Annotated in this window: 15 protein-coding genes and 1 pseudogene; 9 read left to right on the forward strand and 7 right to left on the reverse strand. The window is 68.9% G+C overall.

All coding sequences use genetic code 11. The features are described 5' to 3' along the window. The first annotated feature begins 109 nt into the window (after nt 1-109). Nucleotides 110-1,027: a LysR family transcriptional regulator gene (locus QT196_RS37320; protein WP_290356514.1), complete on the forward strand. Its 918-nt coding sequence runs from the start codon at nt 110-112 to the stop codon at nt 1,025-1,027. A gap of 8 nt (nt 1,028-1,035) precedes the next feature. On the opposite strand, the gene QT196_RS37325 is transcribed toward QT196_RS37320, so the two are convergent. Further along, nucleotides 1,036-1,473, reverse strand: a complete 438-nt coding sequence (locus QT196_RS37325) for an Lrp/AsnC family transcriptional regulator (protein ID WP_290356515.1) — start codon at nt 1,471-1,473, stop codon at nt 1,036-1,038. A 173-nt stretch (nt 1,474-1,646) separates the two neighbouring features. On the opposite strand from QT196_RS37325, the gene QT196_RS37330 reads away from it, so the two are divergent. From QT196_RS37330 to QT196_RS37350, 5 genes are all read left to right on the forward strand, one after another. Then, complete coding sequence (locus QT196_RS37330) at nt 1,647-2,921, forward strand: ArgE/DapE family deacylase (protein ID WP_290356516.1); 1,275 nt, start codon at nt 1,647-1,649, stop codon at nt 2,919-2,921. Between the two features lie 52 nt (nt 2,922-2,973). Beyond that, nucleotides 2,974-4,401 (forward strand): amino acid permease, encoded by a 1,428-nt coding sequence (locus QT196_RS37335; protein WP_290356517.1) that lies wholly within the window; start codon nt 2,974-2,976, stop codon nt 4,399-4,401. 215 nt (nt 4,402-4,616) lie between these two features. Continuing rightward, the gene (locus QT196_RS37340) at nt 4,617-5,345 is read left to right on the forward strand and encodes an ATP-binding cassette domain-containing protein (protein WP_290356518.1); all 729 of its coding nucleotides are present in this window, start codon (nt 4,617-4,619) and stop codon (nt 5,343-5,345) included. Further along, complete coding sequence (locus QT196_RS37345; protein ID WP_290356519.1) at nt 5,342-6,598, forward strand: hypothetical protein; 1,257 nt, start codon at nt 5,342-5,344, stop codon at nt 6,596-6,598. The genes QT196_RS37340 and QT196_RS37345 overlap by 4 nt, the downstream gene beginning before the upstream one ends. After that, nucleotides 6,598-7,170: a hypothetical protein gene (locus QT196_RS37350; RefSeq protein ID WP_290356520.1), complete on the forward strand. Its 573-nt coding sequence runs from the start codon at nt 6,598-6,600 to the stop codon at nt 7,168-7,170. The genes QT196_RS37345 and QT196_RS37350 overlap by 1 nt, the downstream gene beginning before the upstream one ends. Nucleotides 7,171-7,237: 67 nt before the next feature. On the opposite strand, the gene QT196_RS37355 is transcribed toward QT196_RS37350, so the two are convergent. The 4 genes and pseudogenes from QT196_RS37355 to QT196_RS37370 all read right to left on the reverse strand — a co-directional run bounded on the left by QT196_RS37355 (nt 7,238) and on the right by QT196_RS37370 (nt 13,135). Beyond that, entirely contained in the window at nt 7,238-8,077 is an 840-nt protein-coding gene (locus QT196_RS37355; protein WP_266736911.1) for a hypothetical protein, read from the reverse strand. After that, nucleotides 8,074-8,808, reverse strand: a complete 735-nt coding sequence (locus QT196_RS37360) for a MerR family transcriptional regulator (RefSeq protein WP_290356521.1) — start codon at nt 8,806-8,808, stop codon at nt 8,074-8,076. The genes QT196_RS37355 and QT196_RS37360 overlap by 4 nt, the downstream gene beginning before the upstream one ends. A gap of 429 nt (nt 8,809-9,237) precedes the next feature. Then, nucleotides 9,238-11,101, reverse strand: a pseudogene (locus tag QT196_RS37365) (ABC transporter ATP-binding protein). A gap of 1,086 nt (nt 11,102-12,187) precedes the next feature. After that, nucleotides 12,188-13,135, reverse strand: coding sequence for a DUF2218 domain-containing protein (locus QT196_RS37370; protein ID WP_211117521.1), 948 nt, complete (start codon nt 13,133-13,135; stop codon nt 12,188-12,190). Nucleotides 13,136-13,256: 121 nt separating this feature from the next. On the opposite strand from QT196_RS37370, the gene QT196_RS37380 reads away from it, so the two are divergent. Further along, complete coding sequence (locus tag QT196_RS37380) at nt 13,257-13,847, forward strand: winged helix-turn-helix domain-containing protein (RefSeq protein WP_168483101.1); 591 nt, start codon at nt 13,257-13,259, stop codon at nt 13,845-13,847. Between the two features lie 125 nt (nt 13,848-13,972). Here QT196_RS37380 and QT196_RS37385 read toward each other — a convergent pair whose 3' ends face one another. Further along, nucleotides 13,973-14,782, reverse strand: a complete 810-nt coding sequence (locus QT196_RS37385; protein ID WP_266736914.1) for a hypothetical protein — start codon at nt 14,780-14,782, stop codon at nt 13,973-13,975. 434 nt (nt 14,783-15,216) lie between these two features. On the opposite strand from QT196_RS37385, the gene QT196_RS37390 reads away from it, so the two are divergent. Then, nucleotides 15,217-15,966, forward strand: a complete 750-nt coding sequence (locus QT196_RS37390; RefSeq protein ID WP_168483102.1) for a thioredoxin domain-containing protein — start codon at nt 15,217-15,219, stop codon at nt 15,964-15,966. Between the two features lie 311 nt (nt 15,967-16,277). Here the strand turns inward: QT196_RS37390 and QT196_RS37395 are convergent, their stop codons facing one another. Further along, nucleotides 16,278-16,499: a hypothetical protein gene (locus QT196_RS37395; protein ID WP_168476357.1), complete on the reverse strand. Its 222-nt coding sequence runs from the start codon at nt 16,497-16,499 to the stop codon at nt 16,278-16,280. Nucleotides 16,500-16,957: 458 nt separating this feature from the next. On the opposite strand from QT196_RS37395, the gene QT196_RS37400 reads away from it, so the two are divergent. After that, on the forward strand, nt 16,958-17,533 hold the full coding sequence (locus QT196_RS37400) for a TetR/AcrR family transcriptional regulator (RefSeq protein ID WP_168483103.1): 576 nt from the start codon (nt 16,958-16,960) through the stop codon (nt 17,531-17,533).

Raw genomic sequence — 17,533 nt, forward strand, 5'->3', positions numbered from 1 at the left:
ATAGAGGAATACTGTGCTTCTCTGGAACGCTCCAGAGAATTTCTATACCCATCCCTGCCTCGCTGCCCCCTTTCACGGGGGCGGCGGATCTGCCTCTCCCAGGACGGCCATGCTCGAACTGCGCCACCTCCAGATCCTCCGCGCCATCGCCCGCGAGGGCTCTCTCGCGGGCGCCGCGCGCGTACTCCGCCACAGTCAGCCGACGGTCACGCACCATCTCGCGACCCTCGAATCGCACTTCGGAGCACCGCTGTTTCTCCGGGGTCCCAAGGGGGCCACCCTCACCGAGGCCGGCGAGGCGCTGCTGCCGCACGCCGAGGCGGTGCTGGCACGGGTGCGTCTGGCCGAGCAGGAGGTCGGCGCCATGGTCCGGCGTGGTGCCGAGACCCTCCGCGTCGGCACGTTTCCCACGGCCGGCGCCTCGCTGCTGCCGCCGGCCGTGCGCAGACTCCACCAGCGGGGGGTCCAGGTGACTCTCCGGGAGGGAGAGCTCCCTTCGCTGCTGGCCGCGCTGCGCTCGCGGGAACTGGACCTCGCGCTGGTCTTCTCCCAGCAAGGCGAACCCCTCGACCTCGATGAGGAGTTCATCGTTCACCCGCTGCTGGAGGATCCGATGCTCGTGGTGCTCCCCGCCGACCACGAGCAGGCGGGGCGGGAGCGCGTCCCGCTGACGGCGCTGCGCGACGAGGGCTGGATCATGGGAACCAGCGACTGGGACCCGTGCGACCGCCTGCTCTCCTGGGCCTGCGCACGGGAAGGCTTTGAACCGGCCCACGTCATGCGGACGGACGACTACGGCGTGCTGCAAGGGTTCGTCGCCGCCGGGATCGGCGTCGCGCTCGTCCCGCGCCTGGGGCTGGGCCGCGCACGGGACGACATCGAGGTCCGCCCGGTCGACGGTCCCGTCCTGGCCCGGCAGATCGGTGTCGCCATGCTGCGGACCTCCGTGGCCGGCAGTGCGGGCCGGCTCCTGTCCGAGCTGCGGACAGAGGCGGGGCGGATCCGGGCCCAGTACGAAGCCACGTAGGGGGATGCTCACAGCCGGGGGCGGTCCAGCAGGCGGGAGAGCACGATCACGCTCTCGGTGCGTTCGATGACGGGGGCCTCACGGACCCTCTGGATGGCCTGTTCCAGGTGCGGAATGTCGCGGGCGAGCAGGTGCAGCACAGCGTCTGCCGCACCGGAGACGGTGCACGCCTCGACGACTTCCGGGACCCCTTCCAGGTTCCGTCGCAGTTCGTCGGGGGTGGGATGGCCCTTGCAGTACACCTCGACGAACGCCTCGGTCCGCCAGCCCAGTGTCTGCGGGTCGATGATCGCCGTGAACCCGCGGATCGCCCCCGAGGCGACCAGCCGGTCGAGCCGGCGCTTGGCAGCGGGCGCGGACAGCCCCGCCGCCTCGCCGATCTCGGCATACGTACTCCGGCCGTTCCGCACCACGCACCGGATGATCTCTTCGTCGACAGCGTCCACGCCGCCACCTCCACACCGGACGACGGCCTCAAGGGCGGACAAGAAATCTCCAAGAGGCCCGTAAGTATGCAAGAAACAAACACTCAGAAGCAAGTTTTAGTAATTGATTGCGTCTGTGGCGCGAACATAGCATCCGACCCCATCAGCTGAGCCGCACCGATGGGAGAGACCACATGACCGCAGCCCTCAGTCCCGAGGAATCCGCCGCGCTGGAGGCGGTCGACGAGGATGCCATCGCCCGGATGCTCCTGGAGCTGCTCGCGATTCCGAGCGTGACCGGGAGCGCCGCCGAGACCGCGATGCAGCACCGGCTGGCGAAGCAGCTGGACGGCCTCGGTCTCGACGTCGACCTGTGGCAGGCGGACCTGGCCGCCCTGCGCGCACACCCCGACTTCCCGGGAACCGAGGTTCCGCGCGACGAGGCATGGGGCCTGGTGGGCACCACACCGGGCGGCGACGACGGGCCGACCATGATCCTCCAGGGGCACGTCGACGTCGTTCCCCCCGGCGACCTGCGGCAATGGAACGGCGACCCCTTCGTCCCGAGAGTGGAGGGGAACGTCGTCCATGGCCGAGGCGCCTGTGACATGAAGGCCGGCGTGGTCGCCAACCTGGCCGCCCTGACGGCGATTCGCGCCAGCGGAGCCAGGCTGCGCGGCCGGGTGGCCGCGCACCTCGTGGTCGGCGAAGAAGACGGCGGGCTCGGAGCCTTCGCCACCCTCCAGCGCGGCCACAGCGGCGACGCCTGCCTCATCACCGAACCGACCAGCGGCACCCTGGTGACGGCCAACGGCGGCTCGCTGACCTTCCGTATCGAGGTGCCGGGCAAGGCCACCCACGCGAGCACCCGCGATGCGGGAGCCAGCGCCATCGACGCCTACCTGCCCATCCACCAGGCGCTCGCCCGCCTGGAAACCCGGCGCAACGTGGCGGCCGATCCGCTGATGGCCGAGTACCGGACCCCCTACGCGCTCTCCGTCGGCATCCTCCGCGCAGGTGACTGGGCGAGCAGCGTGCCGGACAGCCTCGTCGCCGAGGGCCGGCTGGGCGTTCGGCTCGGTGAGGACCCGGCCCGGGCAGCCGCCGACTTCGAGGCATCCGTGGCCGAGGCATGCGCCGGTGACCCCTGGCTCCGTGCCCACCCGGCCCAGGTCACCTGGCCCGGTGGCCGGTTCGCCAGTGGGCGGCTGCCCGCCGGACATCCACTCGCGGCTCTGGTCCGCGACGCGCACAGCGACGCGGTGGGCGGGCCACGGGTGCGCGAGCGCGGCGCGCCGTACGGGAGCGATCTGAGGCTGTACGCCGCGGCGGACATCCCGACCCTGCAATTCGGGCCCGGCGACGTGCGACTGGCCCACAGCCCCCAGGAACAGGTCTCCCTCCCCGACATCGCCGAAGTGGCCCGCACCCTCGTGCTCACGGTGCTGCGCACCGTCGGCACCCAATAGCGCGCAACCCGAACGACCCGTGCCAACCCACAGCAGAAAGGCAGGGCCTCCGATGACGCCAGCCCAGGCCGCGCAGCATCAGGTCGACAGCCATACCGAGCAGGCAGCGCCCGAAGAGGGCTACCGACGCGGCCTCAGCGCCCGGCAGATCCAGATGATGGCCATCGGGGGCGCCATCGGCGTCGGCCTCTTCTACGGGTCAGGCGCCGGCATAGCCCAGATCGGACCGAGTCTGATCGCGTGCTACGCCGCTGCGGGCGTCGTCGTCTTCTTCATCATGCGGGCGCTGGGCGAACTGCTCACCTACCGGCCGACGTCGGGAAGCTTCGCCGACTACGCGCGGGAATTCTGCGGCCCGTTCGCCGGGTTCGTCACCGGATGGTCGTACTGGGCCGCGTGGGTCGCTTCCTGTATGGCGGAGGTGACGGCGGCCGGCCACTACATCGCCTACTGGTGGCCCTCCGTCCCGGTCTGGGCCACGGCCGCCGTGGCGCTGGCCGTGCTCTTCGCGGCCAACCTGATCTCCGTCACGCTCTTCGGAGAGCTGGAGTTCTGGTTCGCCACCATCAAGGTCGTGGCGATCATCGCAATGATCATCATCGGTGTGGGCGTGCTGACCTTCGGCTTCTCCGCCCTCGGCGACACCGCGTCCGTCACACACCTGTGGGCGGACGGCGGCTTCGCGCCAGACGGCGCCTGGCAGTCCCTGACCGCGTTGCAGTCAGTCGTCTTCGCCTACGCCGGCGTCGAACTCATCGGCGTCACCGCCGGAGAGGCCCAGAACCCCAAGGAAACCCTCCGCAAGGCGATCAACACTCTCCCCGTCCGCATCGCGGTCTTCTACGTCGGCGCGCTGATCATCCTGCTGTCCGTTCTCAGCTGGACCGAGTACAGCCCCGGGGCCAGCCCCTTCGTCCAGGTACTCGCCGGCGTGGGCATCCCCGCCGCGGCCGGGATCATGAACTTCGTCGTACTCACCGCCGCCCTGTCCGCCTGCAACTCCGGCATCTACTCCGCGGGCCGGATGCTGCGCGGCCAGTCCGCCCGGGGCGAAGGCCCGCGGGCACTCAAAGGACTGAGCGTCCGCCAACTCCCGCTGCCTGCCCTGACATTGTCCGTGCTCGTCATGGGCATCGGCGTGCTCGTCAACGCCGTCTCCCCGGACAAGGCCTTCGTCTACATCACCTCGGTCAGCGCCTGCGCCGTGCTGTGGACCTGGTCCATCATCCTCGTCGCCCACCTGCGCTACCGGTCCAAGGTGCGCGCCGGACTCCTCCCGCCCACCGACTTCCGGATGCCCGGCGCACCGGTGACCAACTGGATAGCCCTCGCCTTGCTCCTGTTCGTCGTCGCCATGATGGCCCTCTCCAGCGACACCCGGCTCGGTCTCTACGTGTGGGCGGTGTGGTTCATCGCCCTCACGATCGGATACCGGGCCACCAGGCGGCGCCATCGGCAGTCGGCACCTACTGAGCGGTGAGGGGCGAGGTGAGTGGCGTGGGACGGACGTCAGGGTCAGGGCGCCGGCTGGCGGGGGCCTCGGTTAACAAGACCAACGGTGAGGGTTCGGGCAGCGTCCTCACTGTGAAGGCGATTACCGTAAGCGAGTAATCGAACCGGACCGTGTAGTGACCTGTAGCGAGGGGCCCGCGAACGTCGCGGACCCCCGCTTTCCGATGTACCTGGAGACTGTGCGTGCCCATACAGATGACCGATTGCTGGTTCGCGTACCGGCACAAGGAGGTGCTCTCCGCATTCAACTACTCCCTGAAGCCGGGAAGTACGGTTCTTCTGGGGCCAAATGGTGCCGGCAAGTCGACGTTGCTGTCCCTGGCAGCGTCCGTCCGTCGTCCGCAACGGGGCGCCATCACCCACCGCGGCGTACCAGCCACGAGCCGCGACTACCGGCGGAAAGTCGCCTGGATGCCGCAGAACATCACTGCCATGCCAGGCCTGACCGCCCGTGAGCAAGTCGCCTTCGTCGGCTGGACCAAGGGAATGAACCGAACCGACGCGTGGGCCAAGGCAGCCGTAGCTCTGCGGCAAGTCGACCTTGCCGACAAGGAGAGCGTCAAGACCAAGACACTCTCCGGCGGGCAGCTGCGTCGTGTCGGCGTCGCCCAGGCGCTGGTCCATGACGCTGAAGTCCTCCTGCTCGACGAACCCACAGCGGGCATGGACCCCAGACAACGCCGCGTATTCCGCGATGTGTTGGCCCAACTCCCCTCAGACGTGGCCGTCCTGCTGTCCACCCACGATGTGGCCGATCTTGCCGAGGAATCTGACAACGTCACCGTGCTGGACGGCGGAAAGCTCGTCTACGACGGAGACACCAGCGGTTTCCTCGCCCATGCCCCTCACGACACCACGCCGGCGCGCCGGGCAGAAGCCGCCTACAGCATGCTGTCGGGGGGCGACTCATGAAGGTGAAGGCCCTGCTGCGCACCTCCAGTGCCACATTCCTTGCCGCACCGGTACTCGTTTTCACCTTCTTCGTCGCCTACTCCAGCGGAAGCCTTGCCCAATACGACAACAGGCATCCCCCAACGGTGTCGGCGGCTGCCTATCAGGCTCTGATATTTGCCGCCTCGGCCGCAGCCGGCTGCGGCGCGTGGGAAGCCGGACGGCTGCGGCAGAGCGGCATCTGGGACATGGCGCCATGGCGCAGCAGGTACCGCATCGCGGCTCAACGTCTGAGCCTGCCAGTGGCGTTGGGTGTCGCGGTAATGGTGGTGATGACCGTGATGCGTTTCGTGCAGGCATCGGTCGTCCCGGACGCGGCATCCCTGCCAGCGGTAGCGATCGGGCTACTGCTGCCCATCCCCTACGCGGTGATGGGTTTCGCGATCGGGAACGTGTCCCGTTCTCCTGTGGTCTGTGCGCCGCTGGTGATGGCCGGGACGTGGTTCTTCATCGGCTATGCGGGAAACAATTCGACTGAGATCCCCGGCACTCTGTGGCTGCGACACGCAGCGGCCTACACCATGAGTTCACCGGAGATCGATCAGGTCATCTCACCTGTCGGCCTGCTGGTCCCCGTGGTGTTCACGTGCGCGGTTGCCGGCTCCGCGATGCTGCTGTGGGGCCCGTGGCGGTCGGCGGTCCGCATCACCCTGGCCGGCCTGGTGGCCGTGGCAGGTCTCGCCACCTGCTGTGCAGTGACATCCGGCTGGGGATACCGCACCCCGATGATCACCTCTGCCCTGGCCGAGAAGTGCAGCAACCGCGCCGACGTCAACGTATGCGTCCCCGAGCTGTATCAGGACATGCTGCCGAGGGTGCAGACGACAGCGGGTCCGATTGTTGAGCACCTGCATCGAGCGGGGGTACCGGCGCCGAAAAAGGTCACCTACACACGTCTTGAGGTCGGCGCGGGGACGGAGGTATGGCACATCTGGTTCCTGCCCAGGACCAGCACGGACGAGCTTGCCGAAAGCGTGGCGCATGCTCCGCTGAACGACGCCGAATGGTCGTGCTTGGGCCGCAAGGACTTCAAGCGGGCCGACGCCCTGGAGCTGTGGCTGCGCTCGACTGCCGGCCTTGACGCCGGCGATTCTGCATCCGACCGTGAAACCGTCGCCGCCGTGGAGAAGGTCAGGAAGCTTCCGGTAGGTAAGCAGGCCGCCTGGTTCGCTGAAGCACAAGCCCGGGCCCGCAGCTGCGGGAAGGCCGGCTGATGTACTGGTGGATCAAGGCGCGACGCGCGCACATCAACATTCCGGTGGGGCTTGCCGTCTTCGCCGTGCTCGTATGGCTCTTCCGTGACCGGCTCGCGGCCATGCCGTCGCTGGCAGGTGGCAACGAGGTGCAGTTGATGCTGCTCGCACCTTTGTCGGTGTGTGCGCCCCTCATCGCGACGCTCTCTGCTCGGGTTCACGATGTGGAGAACGCGGGAATCCGTCCCTTTGCGCGCATGGACGCTGCATTGGTCATCCTCGTGGTAGTGGCTGCCGTTGGCATCGGCTACGGCTTCTCCTGGGCTCTCGGCTCAGGAGCCGCAGGGGCCGTCGGCCGGAACACGGCACTCCTCACCGGGTTCATGCTCATGTGCCGCCCCTTGCTCGGTGAGCGATCGCTGGTCATCCCCCTCGCTTGGATTTTGCTGGTCGTTGTTGAGGGCTATGACGGTCTCGGGCACCCCCATGCGTGGGCACTTCTCCCCGCGCCGGGGATGGACCTCCCCGTACTGGCCGTGACAGCAGTGGTTTTCACAACGGGAGTACTCCTTTCCTCGCGTGCAAAGAGCTGAGGTCCGCACGGCAGACGGGCGCAGTTGCCCTTCTCCTTCGCCTGTGCGGTCGGAACCGGTCTGTGTGTCAGGTGGGCTGCCGGAGTGCGCTGACCAGTGCGCGCGGGTCGTCGGCGTGGAAGCGGATGGTGTGGGCCTCTTCCGTTCTGCCGAGCGGGCGGGTGAAGGGGAGTGGCCGGTTCAGCTGCAAGGTCACCGAGGTCTGGCTGCCCACGATCAGGTCGAGGACCCCGTCCTCGGAGAGGGTGATCAGGCGGCCTTCGGGGTAGCGCCGGTCGACCCGGACCGAGGCGACCGCGTCCGGGGGTACGGCGAGGTCGAAGAGGGCTCCGTAGCGGATCCGCAGAGAGCCGTCGGGGCGCACGACGTGCGGCCGGGTGACGCAGGCGGCGTGCAGGGCCAGCACTAGGACGACGCCGTACAGGTCGAGTACCAGGAGCACCCGGTGGACCGCCGGCCAAGGGATGAGGAAGGCCAGGCCCACGGTCTCGATGACCGCCACGAAGAGCAGCCCGTACATCATCGCGGTCTGGGGCCCGGTGTACGCGGCGGCGAGGTCCCCGGGGCGTACCCCGTGCGTGCAGCGCCGGACCCACCGCCCCAGGGAGGCGAGGGCGCGCAGCTCGTGGAGGATCAGGCGGCGGACAGTCACCGGCACCACCTCACGTACGGTGGCCTGCCGCGCCGCCTTGCGGTCCGCGCCGCGGCCGCGCGCGGCGACGTACAGCGAGCGCAGCACCCAGGCCTCCAGCAGCAGCACCACGAGGACCAGCGCCTCGGCGCCCGCCAGCACCCACCCGGGCGGCCGGGCCCCGGCCACCAAGCAGACCGTCAGGGCCAGTTCCCCCGGCAGCACGGCGACCGCCGCGACCCGCGCCGCCCGTACGCCCCGCGGTCCGCCCTTCATCCCCGGCCCCTTTCCATGAAGGCATCCATGAGCCGGCTCACGACTTCCGCCTGCGCGGGGGAGTACTCGGCGAGCAGCGCCTCCTTGAATCCGGTCACGACCACTCCGTTCTCGGGGATCGCGGCGAACAGTTCGTCGGGGACTGCTGCCACCAGGTCAGCTGCCAGGGGTGCGATCCGCGGATCGTCGACGGAGGCATCGGCGAGCGCGTCGAGGCGTTCGTATAGTTCGACGACCGTGGGATCGGCGACCAGCGTTCCAAGGAGCGCGAAAATCTCCTGGTTACCGGTTCTGGTGGCGTCCATCAGCGTGACGTACTCGCGGTCCTTGGCCGCGCTCGGTGAGTCTGTCCCGGGGGCCTGTGCCAGTAGGGCCGCAAGGCCAGGTGAGACGGGCCCGGTCGCGCCGGGCGGCTCGGCGAGCAGGGCGCCGAGCTGGCGGCGGCGCTCTCGGATGCCGGCTTCCTGGCGGGCCAGGTCGGCGTCGAGCTCCTCCAATACCTCGATCAGTTCGCGCCCGGCATCGTCGGCGAGGGCGTCGCGCGCTTCATCGAGGCTGAGGCCGAGTTCGGTGAGCCGGCGCACCCGGGCGAGCAGGACGGCGTCGCGGATGCTGTAGGCCCGGTAGCCGTTGGGACGCCGCTCCGGCTCCGGGAGCAGTCCGACGTGGTGGTAGTGCCGGATCGCCCGGGTGGTGATCCCGACGAGCGCGGCGATCTCTCCGATTCGCATGCCGCCAGTAGAAACTCTGCCGTTGCGTGAAGGTCAAGCGCTGGTAGTGACGTCGGGCGCCATCCTCGACGGCGACGTCAGCCACCGCACCGCAGCAGGCACGTGGGCGCTGCCCGCGGTCAATGAGAACGGCGGGAGGCCACCGCGAAGTACGCGCCGGGTCTGGCCCCGGGCGCCGGCCTCCTGACCGACACTGCACTGCAGGTGGCCGATCTGGCCCTGCGGGTCGTGTCACGACGACCGCAATGCGCCGGGCTTCTCGTTGATCCTCAACGTGTGCGGCTACGGACTCGTCATCCCTCTGGGGCTGCTGCTGATCAGCTGGCTGCTGCCGCCGCGGCGGCGGTACCACGCGCCGCGGCTGGCCACTTTGGCGCCCCTCTCCCTCTTAGCCATCTGTGTTCTGGCGAAGCGATTCACTCGGGCGGCTCATGCGGGTGTCCCGTGTTGCTCGCCGCCCGTCTTGGAGGTGGCCACCTGATAGGACAGTAACTGCTGGAACAGACCCGGCTGTTGGGCGAGCTGTGTGTAGGTGCCCTCCTGCACGATGACACCTTCGTCGAGGACCACGATCCGGTCGGCCACGGCCACATTGGTGATGCGGTGGGTCACCAGCAGCACCACCCGGTCCCGGGCCAGGTCCCGCAGCCGCTGAAAAATCCGGTACTCGGCGCGGGGATCGAGGTTCGCGGTCGGCTCGTCGAGGACCAGCAGCCCGGCCTGGCGGAAGAAGGCGCGACCGAGGGCGATGCGCTGCCACTGGCCGCCGCTCAGCTCCTCGCCGTTGAGCCACTCCCGGGCGAGAAGGGTGTCCAGGCCGGCGCCGAGCTTGTCGACGACTTCGTCGGCGCCGGCGGCCTCGCACGCCTCGCGTACCGCCGCATCACCACGTGGCGACGGCTGTCCGAGGGTGATGTTCTCGCGCACTGTCAGCGGCCAGTGTGCGTAGTCCTGAGGCACCAGAGCCACCTGCTGCCACAGCGCCTGTGGGTCGGCGTCGCCGGTGGGGGTGCCATCCCACAACACCTGTCCCTGTGGGTAGGTAGAGGCCGCTGACCAGTTTGGACAGCGTCGACTTCCCCGAGCCGTTGAAACCCACCAGGGCGGTAACCTCCCCCCGCCGCAGAGTGAGCGAGACGTCGGACAGCGCATCGTGGTCCTTGCCCGCGTAGCGATGGGAGACCGACTTGATCTCGATCGTCTTCGGCGGCTCGGGGCAGTGCGGGCCGCGGCGCATACGGAACCCGCCGGCCTTGTCCAGGAATCCGGTCCAGTCGTCCATATACAGCCCCGTGCGTACGGCCCGCGCCCCCACGGCCACCAGGCCGCGGACCGACTGCCCCGCCGTCTGCAATGCGAAGACGGCCGTCCCCGCGAGCCCGACGCTGATGCGGCCGGTGGCCAGCAGCCACACGACCGCCGCCCACACGACCGCCGACCCCAGCCCTCCGCACAGCGCGCCGGCCAGGGACATGCGGGCTCCCTTGTCGGCTGCGGCCCGGTCCTCATGGTTGATCCGGGCGACCGTCTGCCGGTACCGGCCGGACAGGAAAGCGGCCATGGTGCCGGCACGGATCTGGTCGGCCGCTTCTCTCGTGTAAATGTGCCATCGCAGCACCGACAGCATCCGGTTGTCACCGTTGCTCCGAAGGTTCGCCAGGTAGCGCACCCGCGCGGCGCTGACCTGGGCCAGCGCCTGCGGAAGACTGGCTGCCACCAGGAGCGGCAGGAGCAGCGGGTGCACCCCGGCCAGCACGACGGCCCCGGCGAGGAAGGAGGCCGACGAGGCGATCAGGTCCTGCCCCTCGTCGATCAGGTCTCCGGTGACCGTGGCCCCGCGGTCGGCGGCTTCACGGTCGCGGTTGAAGTCCGGCTCGTCGTAGGCGCACAACTCCACCTCGGCGCAGCCCGTCAGCAGCATCTGCTCGGCCTCCCGCGTCATCAGCGGGCCCAGCCGGGAGGAGAGCCAGTTGACGGTGATCCCCAGGAGGGCACGCACGCCGGATGCCCCCGCCAGCAGGGCCACGGACGGCCACGCTTGCAGGAGCCGGTGGTAGACATCCCCGCTGGTCAACAGCGCGGTCAGGGTGCCACTGACCGCGACCAGGCCCAGGGCCTGCATCACGCCGGCGACTAGCTGGCACAGCAGGAGGCCGACGGTCGCTGACCGGTCGACCTGCCAGGCGAGAGCCAGCGACCGGCGTACCAACTGGGGCAGGCGTCTGGCCATGTCACGCAGCCGGATCGAGCGGCCGGCCGCCTCTCGGCTGCCCGTCAGGTCCACATATCGCATCTGTGCCCCGGGAGCGTTCGCGTCTCCGGCGGCGTCCGACTCGGCGTCAAGAGGGATGCCCGGTCGGTTCGTCGACCCGGCGGTGGGTGCCACGGGCGGGGGCGGCGGCGGGGCGGTGCGCGGCTCCGGGATGTGGTCAGCTGATGCATCGGTGGGCTCGCTCATGCCGCCCACCTCGTATCCGGTCGTGCTGAGCTGCCGGTGCCGCAAAGGCTGTGTACGGCCGTGCTGAGTTGCCGTTCGATTCCATGGGGCTGGTCCGGGGGAGCGGGATGAATGGCGTCCTCCGTGTGGGTGGCGAAGAGGACTGATGCTCTAGAGGCGCACTGCTGGTCGGGCTGCGCGATAGCCACAGCCATTGCTCTGCCGCTTGGGCGTCCAAAATCTGCCCTGTTGCCGCCTCGGCTCCCTCGGCCTCGCCGGAGCAGGGACCTTGTACGTAGCGAGAGTTCCGCCGCGGATGAAGCAATCCAGCAGTGCGGAGAGGTCGGGGGCGAGATCCGGCGCGGGCGGGAGGCCGATATAACCCTCCCCGAGCCGGTGGTCTGCTCAGTGTCCAGGTGCAGGCTCTCGGGCAGTGCTGCGAAGGCCGTGAGGGAGCCGGCCTGGGCGGCGGGTGAGTCAATGTCATGCACGGTGGCTCCGGTGCGCCACAGGCCGGGGCGCTGCCGGGTTTCCGCGGCGCGGACGACGATGAGGCTACCGGATCGGCAGTGAGCTGGGGGCAGTTGTGGGCAGCAGCGGTACCTCGTGCACGGTTGGCGTGCGCTTGCCGGTGCGGGAGCCGGGGTTCAAAGGGAGGCGGGCGGTGGCGGCCGCAAGGTCGGGGGTGTCCGTGTGCTGTTGCGGTGCGCTCAGGTCGCGTCGATTTCAGCCTGGACGGCGCCTGCGGCACCGGCCTTGGGGTTGTTGTTGGCCATGACCCGGCGCCCCCGACCGGGTCACACGTATTCGGCACTGCGCGCGCCAAGATCTCCTACGATCGGGCGGCGGTCGATGCACTCGCGTCGGGGAACGATGAGGCCGTGAACGTCCCGATGCGCAACGCGGCGATTCTGTGGAAGCAGCTCTGTCAAGCGTGCCGCGTCAGCAGCGCTGGGCGATGGTCACGCCGTCGCGCACCGGCAGCATCACGGACTGCACCCGCTTGTCGCGAGTGATCATGTCGTTCAGCCTCCGTACCGCCAGGTGATGCTCCTGCTGGTACGCGGGGTCGAGGACGCGGCCGCCGAGGAAGACGTTGTCCAGTACCACCAACCCGCCGGGTCGCAGTCGGCGCACGATCTCCTCGTAATACACCGGGTAGTTGTCCTTGTCGGCGTCGATAAACGCGATGTCGATGACCGGCTGGGCGTCGAGCGCGCGCAGGGTCTCCAGCGCGGGGGCGATGCGTAGGTCGATCCGGTCGGCGACACCTGCACGCTCCCAGTACGGCCGGCCGATGGCGGCCCATTCCTCGCTGACGTCGCAGGCGAGCAGTCGGCCGCCGTCGGCCAGGCCGCGGGCGATGCAGAGAGTCGAGTAGCCGGTGAAGACGCCGACTTCGACCGCGAAGCGGGCGTCGGTCAGCCGGGTCAGCATGGTGAGCAGCGTGCCCTCGTCGGAGGAGACCTGCATGTGTGCAGCGCCGCCGGCGGCCTCACGGGTGGCGACGGCCAGCTCACCGAGGATGTCGTCGGCCGGGGTGTGGTGACTGAGCAGGTACTCGCCGACGACGGGGGCCGTGGGTTCCAGCTCGCCGCCGTCCATCGCGGCGGTCCACTCGACAGCGAGCTCCTCCTGGGCGGCGAAGCGCACCAGGTGACGGGTGATGACGTCCTGGACCCGGGTCAGCGACTCGGCGTCGACCGCGGTGGCGGTTAACTCCAGCCGGTCCGTCGTGGGCGTGAGGGTGCAGGTCCCGGAAGCGACCGTGATCGTGGCGCGGTCGTCGGAGGTGCGGGCGGCATCAGCTTTGTGCCCCATATGCGAGACGAGTTGCTTGACGTAGCGGGCGGGGCGGGTGGTGGCGACACGGGCTGTGGCGAGGGGCATCTGGCTCCTTGGGGTCTCCCGGCGGTTAAGTGGCGAGAATCCTCGCCACTTCCTTGGTCGGAATTCTGGGGCCACCGCGCGGAGTTGTCAAAAGTGTTGAGGTTCATGGACACTTTCTTCCATGGCAGGAGAGCAGTCCCCCGAGCAGGGGAGCAGTGCCGACCAGGACGAGAACCGTCGCGACGAGCAGGAGCACCTTGTGCTGCGCTCGCCCGCGGAGTTCAAGGCCCTCGGGCACCCGGGGCGTCACCGTATGGTCAACGTGTTGCGCCAACGTCCCGCAACGCTGCGTCAGCTTGCCGACGCGCTGGGCATGAGTAAGGGCACCATCGGTTATCACGTGCGCGTGCTGCGCGAGGCCGGACTGGTCCGGCTGGCAGAGACCCGCCAGGTACGCGGCGGCACCGAGCAGTACTTCGCGCTGGTCAGCCACGGCTTCAAGGTGCACGAGGACGCCGCGGTCGGGCCGGAGTTCCTGATCAACGCCGCGCTCGGCGAGATGCTGCCGAGCCGGCCCGGCGACCCCTCGCACACCGCGCTGCGCCACCTCTGGCTCACCGACGCCGAGGCGCACGCCCTGGAAGCCCGGCTGCGCGCGATGGCGGCAGAACTGCATCCGACCACCGACAGCGCACACAGCAAGCCGTACGGGTTGCTGGTCAGCCTCTTCCACGCTGATGTGCCCAGCCTGCCGCCGGACAGCGAGCCCTGATTCTGCTGACTTCGGCCAGCCGTACGACTGACTTCGGCCAGTCGTACGACCGTCTCACCGCTCGGCGCGTCGGCGGCCCGCCGGACTTTGGCGACCGGCAGTTACGCAACCCCTACCTCCGGATTTCAGACCTCCGAAGAGACCGTGATGAGGATCAGGCCCGAGAGTCCCGTCACTGCCCGGATCGAGTCAGCGAACACCTCCGCCGTCCACGCGGCCACGTCCGTGGACCACTCGCGCACGTCGCAGCGGAAGGCGAGCGCCCGGCGCAAACCCTCGGCCTGCACCTCCCCGGCGAGGGGACGGGCGAGACCCGGAGTCGTCGTGCCGGCGGGCTTGAGGGTCTCAACTGTCATGTGCTGGTACGTGCGTTCAAGTGCCGCCTCGCGGATCTCGGCGGCCCGTGCGGTGAGGTTCGACGACGGCAGGGCGGATACGGTGACCGTCAGCGAGGCCGCGCCGGTCGGGTCGGCGAGGGCGAACCAGTCGGCCACTTCGGCGAGTTCGATGCGGGCATCCCCGGCGCGGTGCAGCGGCACGAGGGCGTGGGTGCCGGTGAGGCGGACGGTGCCGACGCGGCGTAGCGCGTCCGAGAGGACCGTGATGACGGGCAGGACCGGGAGGCGGCGGGCGCGCTGCTTCTTGCCCGGAGTGTTCACGGGCCGCGGAAGTGACGACTGTAGCCAGGCCAGCTGACGGACCTGGCCGTCCTGCGTCCAGTCGCCGTCCGCGTCGTTGTGGTCCCAGAGGTTGTCGGCGGGCTTGTCCGTAAGGGCGGTGGAACTCCAGGCGTAGGCGGACGCCCGCTTCACGGCGAGGCTGAAGACGTCCTCGTCGAGGTCGAACTCGGCGCTCACCCGGTCGATCCAGGGGTGCCGGTCCAGTACCCCATGCACTCCCACGATGAGGGTGGCGTCCGGGCCGGTAGCGCTCATGGTCGTACTCCTGGATCAAGCGGATGGAAGGGCGGAACTAGGTCCTGTCGTCAAACTCCCGTCGTCTGCCCGGAGGGCAGGTCCCGCGGCGTCTGGTGCGTGCGCTCGCAAGGCGGAGGGTCGTCCTCGTAGTGGGCCTACGTGGACGATCCCGACAACGCAGCGAGCGTGCGTGCCAGACGCCGCGGGGCAGGCGGGAGTTTGACGACAGGGCCTAGGCCTTTCGCGAAAGTAGAGCAAGTCCGTGGACGGGCAAGTGCCTTGGGGTGCGGAGATCTGGCGGGTGATCAGTGGCGCGATGTGAGCCAGTGGCTGCCGCGAGCGGAGAAGTCGTGGGCCGGCCTGGGATTTCCGCGCAGACTCCACTAATGCGGGTAATTTCCTGCCGTCCTCGTACTTTTATTCTCATGTCTCCCTGATCCGGGGAGGGATACATGAGAGTGGGACGTGGCCGAAGACGGCTGGCCGCCTTAGCGCTGATACTGGTTCTGCCGGGGCTGGTGTCGAGCGGATGCGGTGAACGCACCGCACGGAAGCCGTCGCCGAAGAAGGCCGTGTATGAGGGCCCGGCGAAGCCGCCCGAGAAACTCGGCGTGGACGGCACCACCATCGTCGTCGGGGATCCGGACGCTCCGGTCAGGGTGCATCTCTACGAGGACCCGCGCTGCCCCGTCTGCCAGGAGTTCGAGGTGACCGGTGGCGGACCGGCCCTCCGCACCCTCACCCAGCGGCGTGAGGTGAAGACCGAGTACACCTTCGCGTCCTTCCTTGACGAGAAAGTGGGTGGCGGCGGCTCGAAGAGGGCCGTCAACGCGCTGCGGGCCGCGCTGGAAGCTGGAAAGTTCGCCGAGTACCACGCCATGCTCTACCGGCACCAGCCGGCCGAAGCCGTTGACGGCTACACCAACGCGTTGCTGCTGAAACTTGCCGGCAAGGTGCCAGGACTGCGCGGCCCGGCATTCGACTCCGCCGTCAAGACCATGAAGTACCGCGAGTTCGTCGACCGATCCGAGCGGGCCTTCGATCGGGCCGATGCAGATGCCCCAGGCGGCCTGGGCACGCCCACCGCGGTTGTCAACGGCGTGCAGATGACCGAGGAGTACTCCGGGATGCTCTTCGACCCGAAGGTGTTCACCCGGTACCTCCGACTGATGAGATATCAGCCGGAGCAATGGCCGTCCTAAGGGGCATCTTGTCGATCACGTGTCGGGCCGGATGAGGGCGGTAGCGAGGGTGATCGCGGCGACATCGAGCTGATCGAGGTGGCCATCGACGCCTGGGCACCCAAGGCCGCCACCATCCGCGCGGGTGTGCCGCGCCGGGCTCGCCCGATACGCGTGGCGCCCTCCGGCTCACCACCGAGACCGCCTCGCCGGCCGTCACCGGAACTCGAGCAAAGCGGGTCGCCGGGTGGACTGGTGGCCGCGACTACCGAGGAGGCCCAGGCGCGCCCCAAGGGCTCCAGGATCGCTCTGACAGAAGTCGATCAGCGGGGCTACTCCTTGGCCGGTTCGGTGCCCGGTCGTTTGACGATCCGATCGTCGATCGCGATCGACTTCCAGAGACGGCGGCTGATCCGGACCTTCACGGATTCGCCGTCGGCAAGGCGGACTTCGACGAAGTGATACATATTCGAGCCGTCGAGCATGCCCCGGGACTTATCGATGACGATGCCTTCCCAGGAGTCATCTCGTCCGGCTTTGTGGGATGTGAACATGGTGTTGAGCCTACGAGGACCGGCAGCCGACCGCGCAGAGCCGTGCGTCACCTCCTGGGGATGACATATGTCCTGCCGGGGCACTTAGCGGCCGTGGTGCGGGGCGGGTGGGCAGGCGGCCACGCTCGGCATGATCCGGTGAGACGGGCGGAACATCGCCCAGTCAATCCGCCCTGGTGCCGGTGACGCTCTCAGCGTTGGCGCGCCCTCCCCGCTCGACCCGTCCTGCCGCATCGCGTAACGGCTCACCGTCGCCGTGTCGGCGACGAGCACGGCAACGCGTGACCCGTGACGCGTGACGCGTGACGCGTGCGGGCGTGCGGCGTGACGCAGGCCACCATCGAAACGCTTCCGTTTCGTTCGATGCACCCTTACCTTACGAGGTGTACGAAACTGTTTCGTTCGCTACCGCCGGTAGGGTGGCAGCGTCCGTACGGTCCAACCAGGAGGTGCGTGTCATGGGACGCAGCCGGCTGACTCCCGAGCGGGAGGCCGAGCTCTTCGATGCCGTGCTCGATCTGCTGCGTGAGGTCGGGTACGACGCGTTGACCATGGACGCCGTCGCCGCCCGCACCCACTCCAGCAAGGCCACCCTCTACCGCCAGTGGCAGGGCAAGCCGCAGCTGGTGGCGAGGGCGCTGCGGCACTGCAAGCCGGTCAGTACCGCGGACGTCGATACCGGGAGCCTGCGCGGCGACTTCGCCGAGCTGGTGCGCCGGGCCGATGACGAGGGGCAGGTCGAGAAGGACGCGGCCCTGATGCGGGGGCTGGGGATGGCCATCCACGGCAACCCCGATCTGCACCAGGCCCTCCGTGAAGTCCTCCTCGACCCCGAGGTGACAGGACTGAACGCGATGCTGCGGCGCGGTATCGACCGTGGCGAGATTGCGGCCGACTGCCCCGCGCTCCAGTTCATCCCGCACATGCTCGTCGGCGCGTTCGTCGCCCGGCAGCTCATCGAGAACCGCTGCGCCGATGCCGCGTTCCTCTCCGACTATCTCGACGCCGTGGTCTTCCCCGCCCTCGGCGTCTGA

The sequence above is a fragment of the Streptomyces sp. P9-2B-2 genome, from assembly GCF_030406865.1.
GTDB lineage: Bacteria > Actinomycetota > Actinomycetes > Streptomycetales > Streptomycetaceae > Streptomyces > Streptomyces platensis.